The sequence below is a fragment of the Arthrobacter sp. PsM3 genome (genome assembly GCF_030433895.1).
Lineage (GTDB): Bacteria > Actinomycetota > Actinomycetes > Actinomycetales > Micrococcaceae > Arthrobacter.
The window spans coordinates 122,890-147,343 of the sequence record NZ_JARUXE010000006.1 but is presented as its reverse complement, the minus strand read 5'-3'; the positions used below and the strand labels follow the sequence as shown (position 1 = coordinate 147,343).

General features: G+C 68.0%; 17 protein-coding genes and 1 pseudogene. 13 read left to right on the top strand and 5 right to left on the bottom strand.

Annotation, left to right across the window (positions count from 1 at the left end; all coding sequences use genetic code 11):
- Positions 1-119 precede the first annotated feature (119 nt).
- Positions 120-2,165, bottom strand: a complete 2,046-nt coding sequence (murJ, locus tag QCD75_RS04740; RefSeq protein ID WP_301226195.1) for a murein biosynthesis integral membrane protein MurJ — start codon at positions 2,163-2,165, stop codon at positions 120-122.
- An 81-nt stretch (positions 2,166-2,246) separates the two neighbouring features.
- On the bottom strand, positions 2,247-2,747 hold the full coding sequence (locus QCD75_RS04735) for an NUDIX hydrolase (RefSeq protein WP_301226193.1): 501 nt from the start codon (positions 2,745-2,747) through the stop codon (positions 2,247-2,249).
- 219 nt (positions 2,748-2,966) lie between these two features.
- Between QCD75_RS04735 and QCD75_RS04730 the strand changes: the two genes are divergently transcribed.
- The 5 genes from QCD75_RS04730 to QCD75_RS04710 all read left to right on the top strand — a co-directional run bounded on the left by QCD75_RS04730 (position 2,967) and on the right by QCD75_RS04710 (position 8,886).
- Positions 2,967-4,433, top strand: a complete 1,467-nt coding sequence (locus tag QCD75_RS04730) for a CCA tRNA nucleotidyltransferase (RefSeq protein ID WP_301226191.1) — start codon at positions 2,967-2,969, stop codon at positions 4,431-4,433.
- On the top strand, positions 4,434-5,018 hold the full coding sequence (locus QCD75_RS04725) for a histidine phosphatase family protein (RefSeq protein ID WP_301226190.1): 585 nt from the start codon (positions 4,434-4,436) through the stop codon (positions 5,016-5,018).
- Positions 5,019-5,671: 653 nt separating this feature from the next.
- Positions 5,672-5,812: a hypothetical protein gene (locus tag QCD75_RS04720; RefSeq protein WP_301226189.1), complete on the top strand. Its 141-nt coding sequence runs from the start codon at positions 5,672-5,674 to the stop codon at positions 5,810-5,812.
- A gap of 172 nt (positions 5,813-5,984) precedes the next feature.
- Entirely contained in the window at positions 5,985-7,454 is a 1,470-nt protein-coding gene (locus QCD75_RS04715; protein WP_301226188.1) for a glycosyltransferase family 87 protein, read from the top strand.
- Entirely contained in the window at positions 7,447-8,886 is a 1,440-nt protein-coding gene (locus QCD75_RS04710; RefSeq protein ID WP_301226187.1) for a phytoene desaturase family protein, read from the top strand. The genes QCD75_RS04715 and QCD75_RS04710 overlap by 8 nt, the downstream gene beginning before the upstream one ends.
- Before the next feature lie 80 nt (positions 8,887-8,966).
- Here QCD75_RS04710 and QCD75_RS04705 read toward each other — a convergent pair whose 3' ends face one another.
- Together QCD75_RS04705 and QCD75_RS04700 are read right to left on the bottom strand one after the other, a co-directional pair.
- Positions 8,967-9,668 (bottom strand): ABC transporter ATP-binding protein, encoded by a 702-nt coding sequence (locus QCD75_RS04705; RefSeq protein WP_301226186.1) that lies wholly within the window; start codon positions 9,666-9,668, stop codon positions 8,967-8,969.
- 39 nt (positions 9,669-9,707) lie between these two features.
- Positions 9,708-10,802 carry an ABC transporter permease gene (locus QCD75_RS04700; RefSeq protein WP_301226184.1) on the bottom strand — a complete coding sequence of 365 codons (1,095 nt, stop codon included), beginning with the start codon at positions 10,800-10,802 and terminating at the stop codon, positions 9,708-9,710.
- A gap of 187 nt (positions 10,803-10,989) precedes the next feature.
- Between QCD75_RS04700 and QCD75_RS04695 the strand changes: the two genes are divergently transcribed.
- From QCD75_RS04695 to QCD75_RS04680, 4 genes and pseudogenes are all read left to right on the top strand, one after another.
- Entirely contained in the window at positions 10,990-12,336 is a 1,347-nt protein-coding gene (locus QCD75_RS04695) for a sensor histidine kinase (RefSeq protein ID WP_301226182.1), read from the top strand.
- Positions 12,333-12,989, top strand: a pseudogene (locus QCD75_RS04690) (response regulator). Before QCD75_RS04695 ends, QCD75_RS04690 begins: the two are co-directional and overlap by 4 nt.
- A gap of 98 nt (positions 12,990-13,087) precedes the next feature.
- Entirely contained in the window at positions 13,088-15,103 is a 2,016-nt protein-coding gene (locus QCD75_RS04685; RefSeq protein WP_301226180.1) for a penicillin-binding transpeptidase domain-containing protein, read from the top strand.
- Between the two features lie 44 nt (positions 15,104-15,147).
- Positions 15,148-16,830: an ABC-F family ATP-binding cassette domain-containing protein gene (locus QCD75_RS04680; protein ID WP_301226178.1), complete on the top strand. Its 1,683-nt coding sequence runs from the start codon at positions 15,148-15,150 to the stop codon at positions 16,828-16,830.
- A gap of 85 nt (positions 16,831-16,915) precedes the next feature.
- Here the strand turns inward: QCD75_RS04680 and QCD75_RS04675 are convergent, their stop codons facing one another.
- The gene (locus QCD75_RS04675) at positions 16,916-17,608 is read right to left on the bottom strand and encodes a GntR family transcriptional regulator (protein ID WP_301226176.1); all 693 of its coding nucleotides are present in this window, start codon (positions 17,606-17,608) and stop codon (positions 16,916-16,918) included.
- A 144-nt stretch (positions 17,609-17,752) separates the two neighbouring features.
- Here QCD75_RS04675 and QCD75_RS04670 point away from each other — a divergent pair, with 144 nt between their 5' ends.
- From QCD75_RS04670 to QCD75_RS04655, 4 genes are all read left to right on the top strand, one after another.
- The gene (locus QCD75_RS04670) at positions 17,753-19,492 is read left to right on the top strand and encodes an L-lactate permease (RefSeq protein ID WP_301226175.1); all 1,740 of its coding nucleotides are present in this window, start codon (positions 17,753-17,755) and stop codon (positions 19,490-19,492) included.
- Positions 19,492-22,317, top strand: coding sequence for an FAD-binding and (Fe-S)-binding domain-containing protein (locus QCD75_RS04665; protein ID WP_301226174.1), 2,826 nt, complete (start codon positions 19,492-19,494; stop codon positions 22,315-22,317). Before QCD75_RS04670 ends, QCD75_RS04665 begins: the two co-directional genes overlap by 1 nt.
- Before the next feature lie 142 nt (positions 22,318-22,459).
- A complete protein-coding gene (locus QCD75_RS04660) occupies positions 22,460-23,233 on the top strand; it encodes a DeoR/GlpR family DNA-binding transcription regulator (protein ID WP_301226173.1) in 774 nt (257 codons plus the stop codon).
- Positions 23,230-24,417, top strand: coding sequence for an MFS transporter (locus QCD75_RS04655; RefSeq protein WP_301226171.1), 1,188 nt, complete (start codon positions 23,230-23,232; stop codon positions 24,415-24,417). The genes QCD75_RS04660 and QCD75_RS04655 overlap by 4 nt, the downstream gene beginning before the upstream one ends.
- Positions 24,418-24,454 lie beyond the last annotated feature (37 nt).

Sequence of the window (24,454 nt, the reverse complement as noted above, 5' to 3'; positions counted from 1 at the left end):
CAGCAGGTCCCCGGTAAAGCCGGTGGACCCCAGGTCTGCAACTCCCCTTGTTAGTCTTCGATCCTAGCCGATGCGCCGGTCCGGCCGCGGAAGCGCGGCGCCGCGGAGCCCGCTGGTTACTATTTCTTCTTTTTGCCGCCGAAAGGGAAATAGGGGTTGTGCCCTGCCGGGCCCTGGTAGGTTCGCCGCCCGGGCAGCGGGATGTCGCCGCGGCCCAGGCCGCCCTCCGCGGTGTTGGGCAGGTCCTCGGCGGGCAGGTAACCGCCGTCCGGTCCGGCGCGTCCCGCCCGCTCGTCCTGTTCGCCAAGATCTGGCCCTGCCCGGAAGGACGCTGCGTCGAATTCCCCGGAAATTCTAGGAATGAGTCCGGTGTCCACCGAGACGGTCGCCCGTTCCGGCCTGGCACGTGTAGCGGCCGCGCCCTCCGGAAGGCCTCCGGCGGGCGCAGCCTCCGACTGGCGGCGCAGGCGGCCCAGCAGCGGCTGCAGGAGGTCGCTCAGCTCGGTGACCCGGAAGAGCTTCAGCAGCAGCAGGTAAGCCGCCAGCATGACGGGCCCGACGACGGCGATCGTCACCAGCGCGGCGGCAGGTGTGCTCCAGGCGAATCCCTCGCGGCTGTAGCTGCCCAGCAGCCACAACGCCACAGCGCCGGCCAGGGCGGACCCCAGCGCGGCGTAGCCCATCCTGATGTAGGCGTTGGCGATCCGGGGACCGTCCAGATGCCCCAGGAGCCGGCGGAGGAAGACTGCGCTCAGGATCACGGACAGGACATTGCCGCCGGTGTAGAGGGTGGCGATGGCGAAGATGATCTGATCGAACGGCAGGAACTGGATTGTGAACGCGGCAACCACGTTCACAACGGCCAGCACCAGTTGGATGAGGAACGGTGTCCTGGCATCCTCGTTGGCGTAGAACACCCGCGACATCATGAAGTTGGCGCTCATGAACGGCGTGCTGAGCGCCAGGATGGTCAGCGTCTGGGCCAGCATGACGCCGTCCTGGGGCACGCCGCCGGAGAAGAACATGCCCAGCGGTCCGGCAAGGGCGAACAGGGCCAGGGCCCCGAACACCGTCGCCACGGCCATGGTCCGCAGCCCGTGGGAGAGCGCAGTGCGCAGCGCCGCGCGGTCCCCGGCCTGCGAGGCCCGCGTCATCCGGTTGAACAGCACCGTGGCCAGCGACAGCGCAATGATCGAGTGCGGGAGCAGATACAACTGGCTCGCCACCTCCAGCACAGCGTTGCCGGGCAGGCTGTCGGCGGCCGGATCCCCGGCCTGTTCCAGGCGCAGCCGTTCCGCACCCGGGATGGTCGCGATGCGCATGACGTAGAGGAAGGCCAGCTGCCCGACGGCGGCCGTCGCCAGGGTCCAGACGCTCAGCCTGGCGGCCTGGCCCAGGCCGACCCCGCGCCAGCCGAAGCGCGGCCGGAGGCCGAGCCGGAGCCTGAATACCGGAACCAGCAGGATGGCCGTCTGGGAGATGACGCCGATGGTGGAGAATCCGGCCACCAGCAAGGTCTGGCTGGAACCCCACGTGTCCAGCGTGTGGGGATTGGAGACGTTCGCGCCGAACGTCCAGATGAACATGCTGAGGCCGGCGATCGCGACAATGTTGTTCAGGATCGGCGCCCACATCGCGGGCCCAAAGGCACCGTGGGCGTTGAGCACCTGGGTCAGCAGGGCATACAGGCCGTAGAAGAAGATCTGCGGAAGGCACCAGAACGCGAAGGACACCGCGAGGGCCTTCTGCTGCGGGGAATAGCCCTGCGTTGTCAGTTCAATGACCCACGGCGCGAGCAGCGTCACCAGCAGCGTCAGCGTCAGCAGCACCAGGACGGCCAGCGTCAGCAGCCGGCTGATGTAGTCCGCCCCCTTGTCCGGAGCCTTGCTCGCCTTGATGATCTGGGGCACCAGGACGGCGTTGAACACGCCGCCCGCCACCAGCAGGAAGATCAGGTTCGGCAGGTTGTTGGCGTTGATGAACGTGTCGTTGACGGTGGAGCCGAGGCCGAGTGCGGCCGCCAGCATCCAGGTCTTGCCGAATCCCAGAAAACGCGAGACCAGCGTTCCCGCGGCCATGATGGCGCTGGAACGGACTTCTCCGGATTGGACAGCTTTGGAATCGGCGGGGCCGGAGGGCGCGGGGGTGGGTTTGGCAGATGACATTGTCTTTATCGTCTCACCCGGGCGCGGCTTTAGCCGCTATTCGCATCCCCTGAAGCAGGCCCAAGGGGCGCTTGCACGGCCCTAGCGGTGTTCCGGCAGTACTTCCCTGGCGAGGTCGGCGATGCGGCGCTCGTTCGGGAAGGAGAGTTTCCGCGCCAGTTCCAGGATGGGAACCCAGGCGACGTCCACTGCTTCCTTGTCCGGATCATTCTCGATCGTCAGTTCCCCGCCCGTGGCCTGCAGCAGGTAGTGGTGGACGGTCTTGTGGACGCGGTGCCCGCTGACCGTGAACCAGTAGTCGATGCTTCCCAGCGGTGCGAGGATTTTGCCCTCGATGCCGGTTTCCTCCGCGATCTCACGCACGGCGGCTTCCTCGTTGCTTTCCTTGCCTTCCGGATGGCCCTTCGGAAGGCACCATTCCAGCCGCCCGCCACGATTAAGGCGGGCAATGATCGCAACCCGGAGTTCGGCGTCGGACGTGTCCACCACCACGCCGCCGGCGGAGATTTCCTCCACGGTGGGGAGGGAGGCCTGTCCGGAGTGCTGCACCGGCGCGACATTGGCACCGATTGCCGAAGGCAACGGTGCGTTTGTCCTCCTGCCGGGAGCGCTCGGTACGGGATGGGCCATGAAGTCCACTCTAACGACTCTTGTCCGCTCTTGATGACCTAAACATGGCAGGAAAGTGGACGGCCGGGAAAGTGGATCGCCCGGGACGCCCCCGTGTTCAGCGCCGACGGCCGGAGTCCGAGACGGATTCGGTGTGGTGCTCGCCGGGATTTCTGACAAGCTTAAGAAACTATGGCGCACGCACATCACGAGACTGACTCGCACACTGTTGATTTCCAGGTAGACCCTGTGGTTCTGGAGCTGGGGCAACGGTTTGTCGACGCCGGCCACGAACTCTCCCTGGTCGGCGGCCCGGTGCGCGACCTCTTCCTGGGCCGGGTGTCCCCCGATCTCGACTTCACCACCGACGCCACCCCGGACCAGACAGTTGCCCTGATCAAGAAGTGGGCCGACAACTTTTGGGAAATCGGGCGCGCCTTCGGCACGATCGGCATGCGCAAGTCCGGTTTCCAGATCGAGATCACCACCTATCGCGCCGAGGCGTACGATCCCGACTCCCGCAAACCCGTCGTGGCGTTCGGAAAGTCGCTCACCGATGACCTGCTGCGCCGTGACTTCACGATCAACGCCATGGCCCTGCGACTCCCGGCGCTGGAGCTCGTGGATCCGTTCGGCGGTGTCCGCGACCTCCACGCTTCCATCCTGGCCACCCCGGGCGCCCCGGAATCCTCCTTCTCCGACGATCCGCTCCGGATGATGCGTGCCGCCCGTTTTGCCGCCCAGCTGGGCATCACGGTGCACGAGGACGTCCGCGCCGCGATGTCCCGGATGGCGGAACGGATCACCATGATTTCCGCGGAACGCGTGCGTGAGGAGCTGGTCAAGCTTATCTGCGCGGCACACCCCAGGGCCGGGGTGGACCTGCTGGTGGACACCGGGCTGGCCGACTTTGTGCTGCCCGAGGTCTCCGCCCTGCGCCTCGAGTCCGATGAGCACCACCGGCACAAGGACGTTTACCAGCACTCGCTCCAGGTTCTGGAGCAGGCCGCCGCACTCGAAACGGCGGCCGGCGGCGCTGTGCCCGGGCCGGACTTTGTGCTGCGGTTCGCTGCATTGATGCACGACGTCGGCAAGCCCTCCACGCGCCGTTTCGAGCCGGGCGGCGCGGTGAGCTTCCGGCACCACGACATGGTCGGAGCCAAACTGACGTCAAAACGGATGAAGGCGCTGCGCTTCGACAACGACACCATCAAGGCCGTTGCCAAGCTCGTGGAGCTGCACATGCGCTTCTACGGCTACGGCGAGGCAGGCTGGAGCGATTCCGCCGTCCGCCGTTATGTCACCGACGCCGGTCCGCTGCTGGACCGGCTGCACCGGCTGACCCGCTCGGACGTCACCACCCGCAACCAGCGCAAGGCCGAGCGGCTCGCCTTCGCCTACGACGATCTCGAGGCCCGGATTGCGGCCCTGCGGGAGCAGGAATCCCTCGAGTCCGTCCGCCCCGATCTGGACGGCAGCCGGATCATGGAACTGCTGGACCTCAAGCCGGGCCCCGTCGTCGGGCGGGCCTACAAATTCCTGCTGGAGGAACGGATGGAACACGGCCCGCTGGATCCCGCAGTGGCCGAGGCCAAGCTCCACGAATGGTGGGCTGCCCAGCCCGAGTCCGCCGTCGCACTCTCAACCGAGGAGTCCTAAGTGATTGCACCTTCAAACGGCCCCCGCCCGCAGCTGTGGATCCTGCGACACGGCGAAACCGAGTGGTCCAAGAGCGGCCAGTACACCGGCCTCACCGACCTCCCGCTCACCGTGGAGGGTGAACAGCAGTCCGTGGAGGCACGCAAGGTGCTCGACGCCGTCGACTTCGACCTGGTGCTGACGTCTCCCCTGCGGCGGGCCCGCCGGACTGCCGAACTCGCCGGGTTCCCCGACGCCCAGCTGGAACCGCTCGCGGTGGAGTGGGACTACGGCGACTACGAGGGCATCAGCTCGGACCTCATCCGCAAGGACAACCCGGAGTACCTGATCTGGACCCACGGTGTGCCGAACGGTGAAGCCCTGGACGACGTCGCCGCGCGCGCGGACAAGATTGTGGCGCGGGTGCTCGAATCCGGCCTGGACAACGTGCTGATCGTGGCGCACGGACACTTCTCCCGGATCCTCACCGCCCGGTGGCTGGGGCTCGATCCCCACGAAGGCAGGCACTTCATTCTGGGAACGGCCAAAGTCTGCACGCTCGGCTGGGACAAGAAGACGCCGGCAGTGGTCCGTTGGGGCCTCTAAATACGGTTTAGAAATAACTTCCAGAAAGTTTATGAATTCGGTAGTCAAGTGCTGCATTCATGGTGTATTTTTATTTCTGACCCCAGAGCGTCCTGCCGGGGTCGAGGCGCGCGTCGCCCGGCCAGTCAGCCGGAGCCACGGCATAACAGAAAAGGAGGTTGGGAAAATGATTACTTTGACTAGCGGATGGATGTACTCCGTCACCGCCAGCCCGGCCTCTGTCGCTGAACCGCGCCCGCATTTCGGCCCGACTGCCTCCTGACCCCTCCGCTCCCGGCCTGATTTCCTTCACCTAGGGGCCGGAGCCGGGGCGATACCGGCACTCCCCTTCCCGGGAATGCCGTGACGGCGGACTGACCCAGACGGAACCCCGCGGTTACGCAGCATCCCCAAAGTTCGGAACCCAGCTTCCTGTTGGGGTTGCGGCCTTCCCGCGTCCAGGGGCCACCCTTTCGCTATTGCGAAATCATTTCCTTAGCACCGGGTAATTCCGCGCCTATTTACGGCTTTTTCTTCCCCAATTCACAGAGGCCTTAATTGGCGCGCCCAATTACTCCACCCTTCCCGGCAATTCCCATGAAAGGTCCATCGTGACTACTGCCAGCACCGCCGTCCAACCGCGCACCGCGAGCCACCGGCGGGAGGTGACCACCATGAAGCAGACACTCCACAGGCTCCTGCGCCGGTGCCTCCAGCCGGCCCCCAGGCGCACGACGCTGTTCAACGGACAGCTCCTGGACCAGAAGCGTGAAGACGTCTACCTTGCCATGCATCGCATCGGCCTCATCCGCTGACGCAGGTCCAGGCCGTCGAAGGAGCAACTGATGACTGACATCGGAACTGATCCCAAAGGAGCCCACGCGGCTACGCGTGGGCTCCCCCATTTAAGCAACCGTGTGGATACCCGCTGCGCCGGCCGCCCGGCGCAGCGCAGCCAGCCGGAGTGGCCCCGGTAAGCTCAGGGACATGCAGGAGACAAAGCCGCCGGAGCACCGCAGACGTGTCCGACTGGTCATCCCGAGCCGCAGCGACCCCCTGCTGAGGAATTTCACCGAGTTGGTTGGCGGACCCATGGGCCGCCGCGCAGCCCCCGGCATCGTTTCGCCGGGCTTTTTCACCGTGGAACGCGTCCTGATCCTGCTCACCGTCCTGGCAGCGGTCATCGGCATTGTCCTCAAGTCGTATTGCCGCATCAATGGCTGGGAAACCCCCGGCCAGTTCTACGCGACCTGCTATTCGGACTTTCCGGAGCTGTTCAAAAGCCGCGGCCTCGGCGACGGCGCCTTCCCGTTCATCACCCAGGGGACATTCTTTGAATACCCCGTCCTCATGGGGTTCATCGCCGGCGCCACGGCCCTGCTGGTTCCGGGCGAAGGCGTCACCCCCAGCCGGATTCTCGCCTACTTCGACATCAACGCCGCCCTGATCGCGGCCGTCTGGATCGTGACGGTACTCGCAACGGCACGGATGGCCCGCCGTCGGCCGTGGGACGCGGCCATGGTGGCGGTGGCCCCCGGCATTATCCTGGCCGGCACCATCAACTGGGACATGTGGGCTGTGGGGCTGCTGGCCCTCGGCATGTATTGCTTCTCCCGGAACAAACTCGTCCTGGCCGGAATCTTTATTGGCCTGGGCACTGCGACCAAGGTCTACCCAGTGCTGCTCCTCGGTGCGGTCCTGCTTCTGGCCCTGCGCACCGGGCGGATCCGGGCCATCCTGGTCACTGCCGGCGCCGCCGCCCTCGCGTGGCTTGCAGTGAACCTCCCGGTCGCCGCCGCCAATCCGGAGGGATGGAGATACTTTTACCAGTTCACCGAGGACCGTCCCGCCGGCTACAGCTCCCCCTGGTTTGCCTACAACCTCGTCGCCGGCCGGCTGGGCTGGGTTTCCCTGCAGCCGGAATCGATCAACACCCTGGCCTTGAACCTCTTTCTGCTGGCGTGTGTGCTCATCGGGGTTCTGGCCCTGGCCGCGCCCCGCCGGCCCCGACTCGCGCAGCTGGCCTTCCTGATCGTTGCCGCGTTTATCCTGACCAACAAGGTCTACTCGCCGCAGTTCGTCATCTGGCTCATCCCGCTCCTGGCCCTGGCCCGGCCGCGCTGGCGGGACTTTCTGGTCTGGCAGACGTTCGAGGGGCTGCACTGGGCGGCCGTCTGGTTGTATCTGGGGCAGGTGACGAGCGGAGGCGTGTCCCAGCACAATATTGATATGCCGTACTACGTCCTCGCTGTGGTGTTCCATATGCTGGCCACCGCATACCTGCTGGCGCGGGTGGCCTGGGACGTCTGGGACCCCCGCTATGACGTGGTCCGCCGCTACGGGATGGATGACCCGCAGGGCGGCCCGTTCGAGGGCGTTCCGGACCGGCTGCGGATTGACCTGCTGCACCCTTCGGATTCACTTTTTCCCTGGCGGAAGGCGGCCTGGCATGCCTGATGTGGCCGTTGTTGGATCAGGACCGAACGGCCTCGCCGCGGCGGTGACCATGGCCCGCGCAGGACTGAAGGTGCATGTCTACGAGGCGGCGCCGACCCCTGGCGGCGGCCTGCGGACAGCGGAACTCATCGAACCCGGGCACTTTCACGATGTCTGCTCGGCGGTGCACCCGATGGCCCTGGCCTCGCCGTTTTTCCGGCAGTTCCAGCTGTCGGGGCGGATCCGGCTCGAGGTTCCCGAGGTCTCGTACGGTACGCCGCTCGACGGCGGCCGGGCGGCGCTGGCGTACCGCTCCCTGGAGCGGACGGTGGCCGGTCTGGGGCGTGACGGCGCCGCATTCGGGCGCCTGATGGCCCCGCTCGTGCAGCGGGCGGAGGGCATCACAGACCTGACGCTGAACCAGCTGCTGCGGATACCGCGGGACCCGGTGGCGGCCGTCCTGTTCGGCGCCCGGGTCCTGGAGCAGGGCTCGCCGCTGTGGGGCATGCGGTTCCGCGAGGATCTGGCGCCCGCGCTGCTGACCGGTACCGCGGCGCATGCGGTGTCGCAGCTCCCGGCCCTCGCGGCGGCCGGAGCGGGCCTCATGCTGGGGACCCTGGCCCATACGGTCGGCTGGCCCGTCCCGGCAGGCGGCTCCGCGGCGATCGCGCAGGCCATGGTGGCGGACATTGAGGCTCACGGCGGGGTGGTGGAAACCGGGGCGAGAATCGGATCCCTGGCGGAGCTGCCCCCGGCCCGGGCCACCCTGCTGGACGTGGCGCCCCCCGGACTGCTCCGGCTTGCTGGCGGCAGACTCCCGGAGCGGTACCGGCACGCCCTAGAGTCCTTCAGGTTCGGAAACGCGGCCTGCAAGGTCGACTTCATCCTGTCCGGCCCGGTCCCCTGGGCGGTCCCGGGCCTGGCTGACGCCGGCACGGTCCACGTGGGTGGCACCCGCGCGGAGATGGCCGAGGCGGAAAACCTCGTCGCCGCGGGGCGGCATCCGGACCGGCCCTATGTCCTGGTCTCGCAGCCCTCGCGATTCGACACCGGACGCGCCCCCGGGGGCCGGCACATCCTATGGAGCTACTGCCACGTACCTGCTGGGTCCACCGTGGACATGGCCGCGGCCATCATCGCCCAGTTGGAGCGCTTCGCCCCCGGATTCCGCGACCTTATCCTCGGCCATCACGTCACGACGGCGGCTGGACTGGGCGCGTACAACGAGAACTACGTCGGCGGAGATTTCAGCGCCGGCCTGATGGACCTCCGCGGGATTATCCGGCGGCCCGTCCTGGGACCAGTCCCCTGGCGGACCCCGCTGCGCGGCGTGTACCTGTGTTCCTCCTCGACCCCGCCCGGTCCCGGGGTGACCGGGATGCCCGGATTCCACGCCGCGAAATATGCCCTGAAGGACATATTTGGCCTTGCGGTGCCATCCCTCGGGATCTAGGGCCGCTGGGATCAAGGTGCCGGCGGGACATCAGGCCAAGGGTTGCAGCGGAGATCAGCCCCCGGGGTGCCGGCAGGACCTCACGCCAGGGCTGGACTGACCGGCTGCGGGGCGGAGAGCCTCCCGTCGCGCATGCTGGCCTTCGTATCCGTCAGCGGGACGAAACCGGTGTCGTGGGTGACCATCACGGTGGCCACCCCGAACTCATCCGTGACCCGACGCAGGAGCCGCACGATCGCCTCACTCCGGTCGTGGTCCAAGGCAGCCGTTGGTTCGTCCACCAGCAGCACGGCTGGATCCCCCATCAGGGCACGGGCAATATTGACCCGCTGCCGCTGGCCGCCGGAGAGCTGGTGGGGCCGTTTTCCGGCCGCCGCGGCCAGCCCGACGAGGTCCAGGAGAGCAGCGGCGCGGCGGGTGGCCTTCGACGCGGTCCGGCCGCGCAGGTGTTCCACAATCACCAACTGCTCCAGGGCTGTCAGGGACGGCAGCAAGTTGGGCTGCTGGAAGATGATGCCGATCTTGTCCCGCCGCAGGGACGTGCGGTTAGCGTCGGACAATCCGCCGGCATCGATCCCGCCGATGACCACGAGGCCGGCCGTGGGCCGGACGAGCGTGGCGGCGATTGCCAGGAGGGAGGACTTTCCCGACCCGGAAGGTCCGATCAGGGACAGGAACTCTCCCGGCACGAGTCTGAGGTTGACGCCGTCAAGGGCCTTGAGGGTGCCGTCGCCGTCGGGGTATTCAAGGGTTACGTCGACGAGGTTCAGGGCAGTGTTCACAGTGTATGCCTTTCAAAGTATATTTACGGGTGCGGAGTGCTAGTTGCCGCCGAGGGCCAGGAGCGGATCCACCCGGGTGATGCTCCGGACCGCCAGCGCAGCCCCGGACAGTCCGAGCACCAAGATGCCCGCTATCGGGAGCAGCGTGGTCTGAGGTGTCAGCAGGAACGGGGCGGCGCCCGCGGCGAAGGCTCCCCCGGCCGCACCGGCCGCGCCCCCGGCCGCGGCTCCGGCGAGGAGCACGATCGTCGCCTGGACCATGGCGTCTTTCAGGACGTAGCCGGAGGATCCGCCGAGGGCCTTGAGGACGGCGACATCCCGTGTGCGCTGCACGGTCCACACCGTTAGGAAAGCCACGATCACCAGCGCCGAGATCCCGTACAGGAACGCCTGCATCAGCAGCAGGGAGCCGTTTTCGCTCTTATAGGAACCCAGGGCCTGAAACGACGACTCCCGCGTGGCGCTGACCGTTCCGGCCGCAGCGTTGGCGGCATCGACGTCGGGTTTCTGTCCGTCCGCGGCCGTGACTGCGATTACCGTCGCGGCGGCCTCGCTGCCGGTGATGTGCGCTAGATTCCGCCAGTCGCCGAGGGTGGTCCAGACAACGCCGGTGTGCGAGTACCACTGGTCCGGGACGATAGCGGAGACGGTCAGTTCGGTGCCGCCCACCGTGGCGCGGCTGCCGGCCTGCAGTTTGAGTTCTTCGGCGAGGCTGCAGCCGACCACGACCGTTCCCTCGGCCACGGGTGCGGGCGCCAGGCCCATGCCCTCGGATCCGAAGACGGCCACGCTGGCCGTCCCCGAAGGCGTGCCCGCGGAGCCGATCGCCTGGAAGCGGCTCTGGCTAATGCCCAGCAGTTCGGCGTGCGCTACACCCTCCCGGGCGGCCCACGCCGACAATTGTCCGCGGGTGACCTCCGATTCGGTGAAGGACGCCTTGGGGCTGCCGCCGGCGGGGGCGCCGAAGACGATCCGGTCCGCGGTCAGTCCGGCGAGGGCCGACGTCGACTGGTTGCCCAGACCGGCGGTGAGCCCGGAGAGCAGTACGAGCAGCAGGGTGATGAGGGCGACGACTCCGCCCATCAGAATGAACCGTCCTTTGGCGAAGCGGAGGTCGCGGAGAGCGAGATACATGGGTGTCCTTTTCCAGGGGTTTGTGGCGTTGTTTCAAGCCTCCCGCCGGGACGCGGGGCCGGCATCACCCGTGTGGGTGAGACTGCGCGACTGACCGGTGGACGTCCGGGTCAACCAAAAGGTTGATCCCGCCCAGACGGCCGGGATTTTGACCGCCGCCGGCCGCCGCCGGCACTACGCTGAAGGCATGGATGACAAGCCCCGCAGCACGCCGGCAGGGACGGCCACGGCAGGTACGACGCAGGCCGCGGTGATTCTGCGCGTTCTCAGGGTGTGCCTTCACAGCGGCTTCGCCCTGCTGCTGCTCGTCGCCGTTCTTCGGCTGCTGGGAACGGGACTCCAGGGCACGGACTGGCTCGCCCTGGGCCTCGCGCTGATCCTCGCCGCCCTATACCTGTTGGGCACCGTCCTGGAGAAACGCCACTCCGCGGATCCGTCCCGGTTCGACCCGCGGCCGTATTCGCAGTTGTGGCTGGGTGCCGTCTGCCTGCTCTGGCTGCTGTTGATCTGGGTCAGCGCCGACTTCGTCTGGCTGGCCTTCCCGCTCTTCTTCCTCCAATTGCACGTGCTGGCGCTGCGGCTAGCGCTGCCGGCGATCGCCCTGAGCACCGTTCTGGTCATCATCGCGCTGTGGTTCCACAAGGGCGGAGCGGACGGGGGCGCCCTGCAGCTGCCCATGGTGCTGGGACCCGCGTTCGGGGCAGCCTTTGCCGTGGTCACCGGGCTGGGCTACCGCGCGCTCTATGTGGAAGCCGAAAACCAGCGGTCCGCCGCCGAGGAGCTGCGCCGCACCCGCGCCGAACTTGCCCGCAGCCAGCACGACGCCGGCACGCTGGAAGAGCGCGCCAGGCTGGCCCGCGAAATCCACGACACGCTCGCCCAGGGCTTTTCCAGCATCCTGCTCATGGGCCGTGCGGCGGAAAGCTCGCTCGACGACGGGGACACAGCCACAGCGCGGGGCCGGCTCCGGACGGTGCAGGAGACGGCCTCGACCAACCTGGCCGAGGCGCGCAACTTTGTCCGCGGCCTTCAGCCACCCGCTTTAGCGGAGAACCCGGCAGAAAACCTGGCGGAGAACCCGCCGCAGGACCCCCTCGTGAACAGCCTGCACCGGCTCTGCGACAAGACGGAAACCGAGGCGGCCGCCCGCGGCACCCGGCTGCGCTGCCGCTTCGACCTTGAGGGAACCCCGGTGGAACTGCCCAATCCGTACAGCACAACCCTGCTCCGGGCGGCGCAGGCAAGCCTCGCGAACGTCTGGGTGCACGCCAGTGCGGGCACTGCCGTCGTGACCCTGTCCTTCCTGGGCAGTGAGGTGGCGATGGATATCTATGACGACGGCGCGGGCTTCGATCCCGCCCAGGTCACGGACGCCGCACGGCGTCCCGACGGCTCGGGCTACGGGCTGAAGTCACTCCAGGAACGCGTGACGGCACTGCACGGCAGCCTCGACATCGAGTCCGCGCCCGGCGAAGGAACGGTTGTGGCCATCCGGCTGCCCCTCGCGGACCCGCCAGCAGGTAACGAACCGTGAACGATATCCGCGTCCTGCTGGTCGACGACCACCCGGTGGTCCGGGCCGGACTGCGGGCCATGCTGGGCGATTTCGAGGGCATCGCCGTTGCTGCCGAGGCGGCCGACGGCGGCGCGGCCCTGGCCGAGCTCTCCCGGCTCCATACCCTCGGCGAGCCGGTCGACGTCGTACTCATGGACCTGCAGATGGGCGCGGGCATGGACGGCGTCACGGCGACCGGCAGGATCAAGGCGGGCGAGGCCGGCGAGCCCGCCCCGCCGGTGCTCATCCTCACCACTTACGACTCCGACGCCGATATCCTCGCCGCGGTGGAAGCCGGAGCGAGCGGCTACATGCTCAAGGACGCGCCGCCGGAGTAGATCCGCCAGGCGGTGCTCGCCGCCGCGGCGGGCGAGACCGCTCTGGCCCCGGAAGTGGCCGCCCGGCTGATGGGCCGGATCCGCAACCCCGAACCGGCCCTGTCCGCCCGCGAGATCCAGCTGCTGGAGCTCCTCGCCACCGGTCTGGGCAACCGGGCCATCGCCAAACAGCTGTTTATCTCCGAAGCCACGGTCAAGTCGCACCTCGTGCACATTTACGGCAAGCTCGGTGTGGACAACCGCACCGCTGCCATCGCCGCGGCCGCGCAGCGGAGGATTATCCGGCGTTTCTAAGCAACCGGCGGCAACCTCAGGCCGGGCAGGAGGTCCGGGGCAACTGGCGGGTGCTCTGTGACAAGGAAAATGTCCGCGTCACGGGGCATAATGGCGCGGTGGGGAACATATCAAAACTTTCATCTGTCCTTATCGGTCTCATTCTGGGCGTCTCGTTGGTGGCCTGCGACGACGGCCGCGCCGGCGCTCAGGATGCGGCGAAGCAGCTTGCTTCCGCCGTCGCAGCGCTTGACGTCGGTCCCGTCGCCTTCGAAGGCAAGGACTCCGGTGCGGCCACTGAACAGCTTCGGCAGGTGTTCAAGGCACTGGACCCGGTCAAACCCACGGTGGGCAGCGGCGAGCTGACGCTGGACGCTGGTATGGCCACTGTCCCGCTGAACTACAGCTGGAAGATCGGCTCCGGAGAGTGGAAGTACACCACTTCCGCCCAGTTCAAGAAGTCGGACGGCAAGTGGCTGGCCGTCTGGAGCCCTGGTCTGCTGGCGCCCGGGCTGGCCGAGGGTGAAATCCTGGGCACCCAGTCCCAGTCTCCGGCGCGGGCGGAAATCCTGGGCGCCGGAGATGCCAAGCTGGTCACCTACCGGCCGGTCGTGAACGTCGGCATCGACAAACCCCGGCTGGCTTCGTCCGATCCGGCCGCGTCCGCCACCCAGCTGGCCCAGCTGGTGGGCGTGGACCCCGCGGCCTACGCCCAGCAGGTCCAGGCGGCCGGCCCCGAGGCTTTCGTTAACGCCATCACCCTGCGCGAGGACGGGCGGACCATCACCGATGACCAGATCGGCGCGATTCCCGGCGCCCGCGCCATCCCCGACTCCCTGCCCCTGTCACCCTCCCGCACCTTCGCCCGCGCCCTGCTGGGCACCGCCGCCGAGGCGAATGCCGAACAGATCGAGAAATCCAACGGGACGCTCAAAGCCGGGGACACCACAGGCACCGGAGGCCTGCAGCAGCAATACGACGCGCAACTGCGCGGCAGCGACGGGATCCAGGTCTTTGCCGAAAAGGCAGGCCTCACACCCGAGGAACGTCAGACCTTGCCCAACGGCGGCCGTCGGGCCCTCTTCCAGGTCGAAATCAAGGTGGGAACGCCGCTGAAGACGACCCTGGATCCCGGCCTGCAGCAGCTGGCCGAGGGCATCCTGGGAAAGGTGGGGCCGGCGTCGGCCATCGTGGCGCTCCGCCCCTCCAGCGGCGCTGTCCTCGCTGCGGCATCCGGACCGGGCAGCAACGGCTATGACACCGCCATGCTGGGCCAGTACGCTCCCGGTTCCATCTTCAAGATCGTGGACTCCCTGGCAATGATCCGCAACGGCATGACCCCCGAATCCACCGTGGAGTGCCCCGCCACCCTGTCCGTCGACGGCCGGACCTTCAAGAACGCGGAAGGCTACCCGGCCTCCTCGCTGGGCTCCGTGACCTTGCGCGATGCCTTCGCGCACTCCTGCAACACGGCGTTCATCAACGCCCGCGACACGGTCAGCCAGGCTCAGCTGGAAGCCGCGGCCACGTCCCTCGGCGTCGCGGTGGAAGCCCCCTCGCTTGGAGCGTCCGCTTTCCTGGGCTCCGTTCCGGGCGAGGCCGCGGGGACCGAGCACGCGGCCTCGATGATCGGCCAGGGGAAGGTGCTGTTGTCCCCGCTGTCCGCCGCGGTCATGGCGGGCTCCGTCGCCAAGGGCGCCCCGGTGGCCGCACAGCTGGTGTTGAATCCAAACGAGGGCGTTACTTCTCCGGGCACCGGGAGCCCCGGCGCCACCGGAACATCCGGCACGTCACAGGCTGCCGCGCCGTCCGGTGACGCGACGGCGTCCGCACCGCCGGCACCCGCGTCATCCGCCGCGGCGCCGGTTACGGCAGCGGAGGCCGCCGCACTCGCCGACATGATGCGCGCCGTTGTGACGAGCGGGCATGCCGGGTTCCTGGCGTCCGTTCCGGGCGCCCCCGTCGGCGCCAAGACCGGAACTGCGGAGTTCGGTTCCGACAACCCGCCCAAGACCCACGCCTGGATCGTGGCGGTTCACGGGGACCTCGCCGTCGCCGTGTTCGTCGAGGAAGGCGGGCTCGGCGCCACCGTATCCGGGCCGCTCCTGAAGGAGTTCCTCACCGCCGCGGGCTGAGGAGCACTGACCGGCCGCGACAGCGTCCGTGGGAGAATGGAGGGGTGGCTCATATTGACGTTTCCAACATCGATTACTTCCTCTCCGACGGCACCCAGCTGCTCAACGGCGTGACCTTCAAGGTCCCGGACGGGACCAAGACAGCCCTCATCGGCCCCAACGGAACCGGCAAGACGACCCTGTTCCGGATCATCTCCGGCGATCTCATCGCCGATGAAGGCGTGATTGGACGTTCCGGCAACATGGGCATCATGCGCCAGTTCGTGGGCCAGGTCCGGGACGAATCCACTGTCCGCGACCTGCTCATCTCCGCCGCACCGCCCGCGCTGGCGGCCGCCGCCCGCACCGTGGACGAAGCGGAACTGGCGATGATGGAACACGACGACGAGCCCACCCAGATGAAGTACGCCCAGGCGATCGTGGACTGGGGCGACGCCGGCGGCTACGACGTCGAGACCGTCTGGGACGAGGTCTGCATGGCGGCCCTGGGCCTGCCCTTTGACCGCGCGCAGCACCGCCCGGCGTCGAGCCTCTCCGGCGGTGAACAGAAACGCCTGGTGCTCGAGGCGCTCTTCGCCGGCCCCGACGAGCTGCTGCTGCTCGACGAGCCGGACAACTACCTCGACGTCCCGGGCAAGCGCTGGCTTGAGGCCAAACTCAACGAGTCGAAAAAGACCGTGTTCTTCATCAGCCACGACCGCGAGCTGTTAAACAACGCCGCGGGCCGCATCGTGACCCTCGAACCGGGCATCAACGGCGCCGGCGCCTGGATCCACGGCGGCGGCTTCGGTTCCTACGTGGACGCCCGCGCGGACCGGAATGCCCGTTTCGAGGAGCTCCGGAAGCGCTGGGACGAGGAGCACGTGAAGCTCAAGGAACTCGTCAACATGTACAAGAACAAGGCCGCGTTCCGCTCGGACATGGCCAACCGTTACCACGCCGCGCAGACCCGGCTGGCGAAGTTCCTCGAAGCCGGCCCGCCCGAGGCGCTGCCGATCGAGCAGAACGTTCAGATGCGGCTCAAGGGCGGCCGGACCGCCAAGCGCGCCGTCGTCGCCCAGAAGCTGGAACTCACCGGGCTGATGAAGCCGTTCTCCACCGAGGTCTGGTTCGGCGACCGCGTGGGCGTGCTCGGCTCCAACGGCTCCGGCAAGAGCCACTTTCTGCGCCTGCTCGCCACCGGAGGCACCGACCCGGAACGGGAGCACCTGCCGGTGTCCGACGTCGACATCGCCGAAGTCCCGCACGAGGGCACGGTGAAGCTCGGCGCCCGGATCCGGCCCGGATTCTTCGCCCAGACCCACGTCCGGCCCGACCTGCTCGGCAAATCCCTGCTGGAAATTCTGCACCGCGGCGACGAACACCGCTCCGGGATGGGGCGCGAGGCGGCGGCCGGTGCCCTGGACGGGTACGGCCTGGCCCCGCAGTCGGAGCAGAAATACGAATCCCTCTCCGGCGGTCAGCAGGCCCGGTTCCAGATCCTGCTGCTGCAGCTCTCCGGCGCCACCCTGCTGCTGCTCGACGAGCCCACGGACAACCTGGACCTGCACTCGGCCGAGGCGCTGGAACGCGCCATCGACCACTTCGAGGGGACCGTCCTGGCCGTGACGCACGACCGCTGGTTCGCCCGGACCTTCGACCGCTTCCTCGTCTTCGGCTCCGACGGCAAGGTCTACGAATCAGCCGAGCCTGTCTGGGACGAAAAGCGCGTCGAGCGCGTCCGCTGACCACCACCAACGCGGGGTCACTTGGCGCCCATTCCCGAGGGGTTTATGGGCGCCAAGTGACCCCGCCTTGGGGTGGTGGGGCGGGTTACTGCGGGAGCAGGCCGGACGGCTGTTCGGCTTCCGGGCCGGGGGTTCCGCCCATGGCGGCGACCAGCCGTTCCCGGGCCCGGCCGAGGTGCTCGTCGAGCAGCGCGGCTGCGGCCTCCCCCTGGCCGGCCTCGATGAGTTCGAGGATCCTCTGGTGTTCGGCCTGGATCAACGCGGTGTCCAGGAGTTGCAGGGACTGGACCCGGACCATGCACAACCGCACTTCGCCCACGAGGGAGCGGTACATCCGGCTGATGCGTTCATTGCCGACGGCGTCGATCAGGCTGGTGTGGAACCGCATGTCCGGTTCGATGACGTCGAGCGGAGCGCCGCTCTGCAGCGCCGCGATGTCGCGGTTGGCCTGCACCGCCGCTTCCGGCACGTCCCCGGTGCGGGCGAGCCGGCGGAGCACTTCGCTTTCCAGATAGGCGCGGGCGAGATAAATATCCCGCACGGACTCCGGGCCGAGGTCGACCACCCGTGCGGTTTTGTGGGTCCCCCGGTCCAGCAGACCCTCGGCGACGAGCTTCTCGATCGAGGCCTTCGCCGTCGGCCGGGCCACGTCGTAGGTGGAGGCGACCTCTGATTCCGTCAGGGACTCCCCGGAGCCAAGCTCACCGGCAAAAATCCGGGTCCGCAGATCCGAAGCGACCGCTTCCACAATCGAGACTGCTGCAATTCGGCCAGCCACCGGGGCTCCTTTCCCGCGAAAATTTCTTGCTTTCCGTCCAATCCTGCCAGACAAGACAACAAGTCTCTCTTGACCATCATGTGTACTTGTTAGACAATCATAGGGCGCCACGGAGTTGTGACGCCTAACACAATCTGGAGACACATGTTTCAGCAGATCCTCGACCCCATTGCCGGGTCCCTGATGATTTCAGCCCTCTGCGCGGCGCTTCCCCTCATCCTGCTCTTCGTCCTGCTGGGCGTCTTCAAGGTCAAGGCCCCCAAGGCGGCCCTGGCCAGCCTGGCCCTGTCCCTCGTGCTGGCCACTATTGGCTGGCAGATGCCGGTGAACCAGGCCCTGAGTGCCACCGCGGCCGGCATCTTCTACGGCCTGTTCCCCATCCTGTGGATCCTGGTCAACGCGCTGTGGATCTACCGGCTCACGGTGGCCACACCCTGGTTCGAAGTGCTGGGACGGACCATCCGTTCCATCTCGAACGACCTGAGGATCCTGTCCATCCTGATCGCCTTCTGCTTCGGCGCCCTGCTGGAATCCCTGGCCGGATTCGGCGCCCCGGTGGCAATCTCCGCCGCCATGCTGATGGCCGCCGGCATGAAGCCGCTGAAGTCCGCCGTGGTCTCGCTGCTGGCAAACACCGCGCCCGTGGCCTTCGGAGCAATGGCCGCGCCCATCATCGCGCTGAATGGCGTCACCGGCCTGCCGCTGCATGACCTGTCCTCGATGGCCGGGCGCCAGACGCCGTTCATCGCCCTGATCGTTCCGCTGCTGCTGGTGTTCATCGTCGACGGCCGGCGCGGCGTGAAGCAGACCTGGCCCGTGGCCCTCGTGGCCGGCGCCGCGTTCGGCGTGGCCCAGTTCGTCACGTCCAACTTCTTCGCCGTGGAACTCACCGATGTTGTCGCCGCCGTCGTGACGGTGGCGGCCGTGCTGCTGATGCTGAAGGTGTGGCAGCCGAAGGAAATCGTCGGCATGGAGGGTGCCGTTGAGGGCGCCCCGGACGCCCCGGACGCCGCGCACGCCGCCGTCGCGGTAGGCAGCGCCGCCCGTGTCGGCGGATCCGCCGACGCCGGGACCGCCGCCCGCCACTCTTCGTCAGGGTCTGCGGCAGGCACCACGGTGCCGACCGACAACTCCCGGCCCGAACCCCGGCAGATCTGGATGGCGATCGCCCCCTACCTGATCATCATCGCGGTGTTCTCTGTGGCCCAGATCCCGGTCGTCAAGACCTGGCTTGGCCAGGTCGGCAGCGTGACGTTCGCCTGGCCCGGTCTGGACATCACCGATGCGGCCGGCAAGCCGGTTGGCGCCACCAAGTTCAAGCTCGACCACCTCAAGGCGACCGGCACCCTGCTGCTGTTTTCCGGGCTGATCACCATGGCGCTTTACAAGATCACGGCTTCACAGGCCCTCCGCATCTACCGGGACACCGTCGTCCAGCTGCGCTGGACGATTGTCACCGTCACCGCCGTCCTGGGGCTGTCCTTCGTGATGAACCTGTCCGGCCAGACCACCACCCTGGGCGTCGCGCTGGCTTCCGCGGGCGGCTTCTTCGCCATCCTCTCGCCGCTGATCGGATGGATCGGCGTCGCCCTCACCGGCTCCGACACGTCCTCCAACTCCCTGTTCGGCCAGCTGCAGGCCACTGCCGCAGTCCAGACCGGCCTGTCGCCGGTGCTGATGGCCGCCGCCAACTCGTCCGCCGGAGTGATGGGCAAGATGCTCTCGCTGCAGAACCTGGCCGTTGCCGCCGCCGCCGTGGGCCTTGACGGCGCGGAGGGAACCCTGTTCCGGAAGCTGATCGGCTGGAGCCTCGGCCTGCTGGCGCTCATCACCGTGCTGATCTTCCTGCAGTCCACCCCCGTCCTCGGCTGGATGGTTCCCTGATGGCGCCCCTGGACCTGGCGGGCCTGCGCTCGGCGGTGCAGGATCCCGCCCAGGTGAAGACCCGGGCGATCGACCTGCACGCGAACGCCCATGATGCCTCGCACTTCCTGCTGATCCCGCAGGCTGTCGTCACGGCCCGGAGCGCCGCCGACGTCGGGGGGCTGCTGCGCGCCAGCGCCGCCCAGGGCGTGCCGCTGACCTTCCGCTCCGGCGGGACCAGCCTGAGCGGGCAGGCGGTCACCGACGGTGTGCTCGTGGACGTTCGCCGCAACTTCAGGGACATCGAGGTGCTCGACGACGGCGCACGGGTCCGTGTCCAGCCCGGCGTCACCGTGCGGGCGCTTAATGCCAGGCTGGCCCGCTACGGCCGGAAATTCGGTCCTGATCCGGCGAGCGAGGCGGCGTGCACGATCGGCGGGGTCGTCGCCAACAACTCCTCCGGCATGAACTGCGGCACCGTGGACAACACCTACCAAACCCTGGAATCCCTGACGGTGGTGCTGCCCTCCGGGACCGTGATCGACACCGGTGCACCCGACGCCGACCGGAAACTCCGTGCCCTCGAGCCGGAACTCTACGCAGGCCTGGCCGGTCTGGCGGAGCGTGTCCGGAATAATGCGGACTCCGTGCGCCGGATCCGGCAGCAGTTCTCCATGAAGAACACCATGGGCTACGGCCTGAACTCCCTGCTGGACTTCCAGGGCCCGGTGGACATTATGGCCCACCTGATCGTCGGCAGTGAGGGCACTCTCGGTTTCGTGGCCGAGGCGGTCTTCCGCACCATCCCGCGGCTCCCGCACGCCGCCGCGGGCCTGCTGGTGTTCCCGGATCTGGAGGCCGCCAACGCAGCCCTGCCGGCCCTCGTCGGGACCGGGGCAGCCACCGTTGAGCTGATGGACGCCCTGTCCCTCAAGGTGGGCCAGACGCTCAAGGGAACTCCCTCCGTCGTGCAGGATCTGGCAGTCAGGGACCATGCCGCCCTTCTCGTGGAGTACTCCGCCGGCAGCGCCGGGCAGCTGGCGGAACTCCAGCGCCACGGCGAGGGCATTCTTCCCGGCCTCGGGCTGTCCGCCCCCGCCCGGTTCACCGGCGACACCCGGGAACGTGGCCAGCTCTGGCAGTTGCGCAAGGGGCTCTACGCGTCGGTCGCCGGAGCGCGCCCCCAGGGCACCACCGCGCTGCTGGAAGACATCGTGGTCCCGGTCCCCGTGCTGGGGCGCACCTGCCGGGAACTGATCCGGCTCTTCGACAAATACAGCTACAGCAACAGCGTGATCTTCGGCCACGCCAAGGATGGAAACGTCCACTTCATGCTCACGGACGGTTTCGCCACGGCGCCCGAACTGGACCGCTACAGTGCCTTCACAGAGGACATGGTGGAGCTGGTCCTGGCCGAGGGCGGCTCGCTGAAGGCGGAGCACGGGACCGGGCGCGTCATGGCACCGTTCGTCCGCCGGCAATACGGCGATGAGCTCTACGACGTCATGCGCACCATCAAACAGCTTTTCGACCCCGCCGCCATGCTCAACCCGGGCGTGCTGATGGATGATGACCCGCTGGCGCACCTGCGGCACATCAAGACGGCGCCGCCCGTCGCCGAGGAAGTGGACCGCTGCGTCTCCTGCGGCTACTGCGAGCCGGTGTGCCCCAGCAAGGACATCACCCTGACGCCGCGGCAGCGCATCGTCACCCTGCGCGCCATCGAATCCGCACGGCTGGCCGGGGACACGGCGCTGGTCAAGGAGCTGGAAAAGGACTACGAGTACGAGTCCGTGGACACCTGCGCCGCGGACGGGATGTGCCAGACCGCCTGCCCGGTGGACATCAACACCGGATCGCTCGTGAAAACCCTGCGGAAGGCCGACGCCGGTCCGCTCGCCAACGGCGCCTGGAACGCCGCCGCCAGGCACTGGGACGGTGTCACCCGGGGCGCGTCCCTGGCGCTGACGGTCGTCAACAAGCTCCCGGCCGCCGCCATCGCACCGCCCAACAAGGCAGCGCGGGCAGTGCTCGGGAAAGATACCGTGCCGCTGTATTCCGCCGAACTGCCGGGCGGCGGTTCGGTGCGGAAGCGTCCGGCGCCGGCAGGCGATGTTGACGCCGTCTACTTCCCCGCGTGTGTCGGCACGATGTTCGGACCCGCAGGAGCAGGTCCGGACGCAGCAGGAGGCGGCGTCCAGTACAGCTTCGAACAGCTCTGTGCCCGGGCCGGGCTCACCCTTCTGGTGCCGGCCGGGATCGACGGCCTGTGCTGCGGTACGCCCTGGTCCTCCAAGGGGATGGCAGCTGGCCAAACAACGATGCGGGAGAAGACCCTCGCCGCCCTCCGGGAGGCAACGCGGGACGGCGAACTTCCGATCGTGTGCGACGCTTCCTCCTGCACCGAGGGCCTGCGCCAGGCCGTGGAATCGGAGGTACCCGCGGCAGGGCAGCGGGCCCTGCGCATGGTGGACGCCGTGGACTTCGCCGCTGAACAGATCCTGCCCAGGTTGCCCGGCCACGGGAAGCTGGAGTCCCTGGCACTGCACCCCACCTGTTCGTCCACCCGAATGGGACTCAACGACGCGCTGGGTGCCGTCGCCGGAGCCGTGGCCGAGCGGGTTGAGATCCCGGAAAACTGGGGCTGCTGCGCGTTCGCCGGCGACCGGGGCATGCTGCACCCCGAACTGACGGAATCGGCGACCGCGAAACAGGCTGCGGAAGTGGTGGAGATGGGCGCCGCCGCCCACGCCTCGTGCAACAGGACCTGCGAACTGGGTATGACGCGGGCCACGGGCGCCCAGTACCGGCACGTGCTGGAGCTGCTGGAGGAGCTCACCCGCTAATCCACAGCAACGCGGGGTCACATCGCGCCCATCCGGAGGTCCAGGACGGGCGCGATGTGACCCCGCGTTGCTGTCTGCTCTGCCGGCGGGCCACATTTGCGCAGGAAATGATTAAATGATCACCTGCCTTTAGCATTTGTACATGAGTACTGAGGAGCGACACCGGCGCATTGGTGACCTGCTGCGCCATCGGGAGCATGTGACGGTAGACGAGCTCGCGACCGAATGCGGCGCCTCGGGTGCCACGATCCGGCGCGACCTTGATGTCCTGGAACTCCACGGCGTCCTCAGACGGGTCCACGGCGGCGCCCGCAGCCTCGTGCTGCGCGGCGGGAACCCCGAGTACGGGCAGCGCGAACTCGAAGACCACACCGTGAAGGTGCGGATCGCAACGGGCGTTGCCGCCCTGCTCGAGGACCGCGGGCATGTCTGGCTGGACAGCGGCACCACGGCCACCGAGGTGGCCCGCCAGTTGCGGCACCGGGAGTTGACCCTGATGCCGATGTCGTTGCGGGCCGTCAACGTACTGGCCGAAGGTTGCCCGGCCGCCGGCCGGCGGCCCGAACTCCTGTTGCCCGGGGGGAGCCTGATCGCCGGGGAACAGTCCTTCCGCGGGCCCATGACGGAATCCAACATCCGTTCCCTGCGGTTCGATACGGCCGTGGTCACGCCCTGCGCCCTGAACCTCCGGGACGGACTGCTGGCCCACGACCTGGACGATGCGGCCGTGAAACGCGCCGGACTGGAATCCGCGGGCCGGGTAATAGTCGCCTGCTCCGGCAGCAAATGGAACGCCAGTGCCGTCGCGCTCGTCGCGTCCCTCGATGCCGTGGACGTGCTCGTGACGGACCGGCATTTCAGTCCCGAAGAGCTTGCCCAGCTCGCCCAACACTCGGTGGAAGCAGTGATCGTATGACCAAGACAGCAACCCGTCCGCAGCTCAAGGCCGCTGCCGCGGCGACCTTCCTGATTTTTGGGATCAACGGGCTCGTGTTCGCCAGTTGGGCCGCCCGCATCCCCGCGGTGACGGACATCCTGCACATCTCCTCGGGGCAGATGGGAACCCTGCTGCTGTGCGTGGCGGCAGGGTCCCTGATCGCGCTGCCCACCGCCGGTGCCGTGGTGGGACGGATCGGGACGGCCAACGCGGTGCGGGGCGCCGGCCTCCTCGCCGCCGTGGCCGGCGTCGGTGTCTCGCTGGCGCTGCTGGCGGAGTCCGTTCCGGGAACGGCCATTGCCCTGTTCTTCTTCGGCATGGGAGTCGGGCTCTGGGATGTGTCCCAGAACATCGAAGGCGCCGACGTCGAACACCAGCTCGGGCGCACCATCATGCCGCAGTTCCACGCCGCTTTCAGTGGCGGCGCGTTCCTGGGCGCCCTGATTGGCGCCGGCCTGGCGGGACTCGGGGTCGGCCTCCCGGCGCACTTGCTGGTGATCGCCGCCGTCGTCGCCGTGCTGACACTCTTTGCCCCGCGCTATTTCCTGCCGCACACCCCGGCACCCGCGCCGCAAGCCGGGGAGCCGAAGGAACCCAAGGTCCGCTCGGCCTGGCGGGACGGGCGGACGCTGCTGATTGGCGTGGTGGTGTTGGGGGCTACCCTCACCGAGGGCGCCGGCAATGACTGGATCGCGAAAGCCGCCGTCGACGGACTGGAGGCCTCGGAATCCACCGGTGCGCTGCTGTTTGCGGTCTTTGTCCTGGCCATGACCGCGGTGCGTTTCTTCGGCGGGCGGGCGATCGACGTCTACGGCCGGGTGGCGGTGCTCCGTGCCAGCATGGCCGCCGCCGCGGCCGGGCTGGGGCTCTTCGTGCTGGCAGGCAACCTCTGGTTGGCCACGGCCGGCGCGGTGCTCTGGGGAGCCGGGGCTGCCCTCGCGTTCCCGATGGGCATGTCGGCCGCGGCTGACGATCCCAGATACGCCGCCGCCCGCGTGTCGGTCGTCTCCACGATCGGGTACATCGCCTTCCTGGCCGGGCCGCCGCTGCTGGGCTACCTCGGCGACCTCGTGGGAATCCGGGTGGCGCTGCTGACCATCATGCTTCCCATTCTTGGTGCACTGCTGCTCGCCGGCGCCGCGAAACCATTGCGCGCCGGCTAGGCTTCCGGCGTATGTTTCCGGCCCGCCCTGGCAGTAA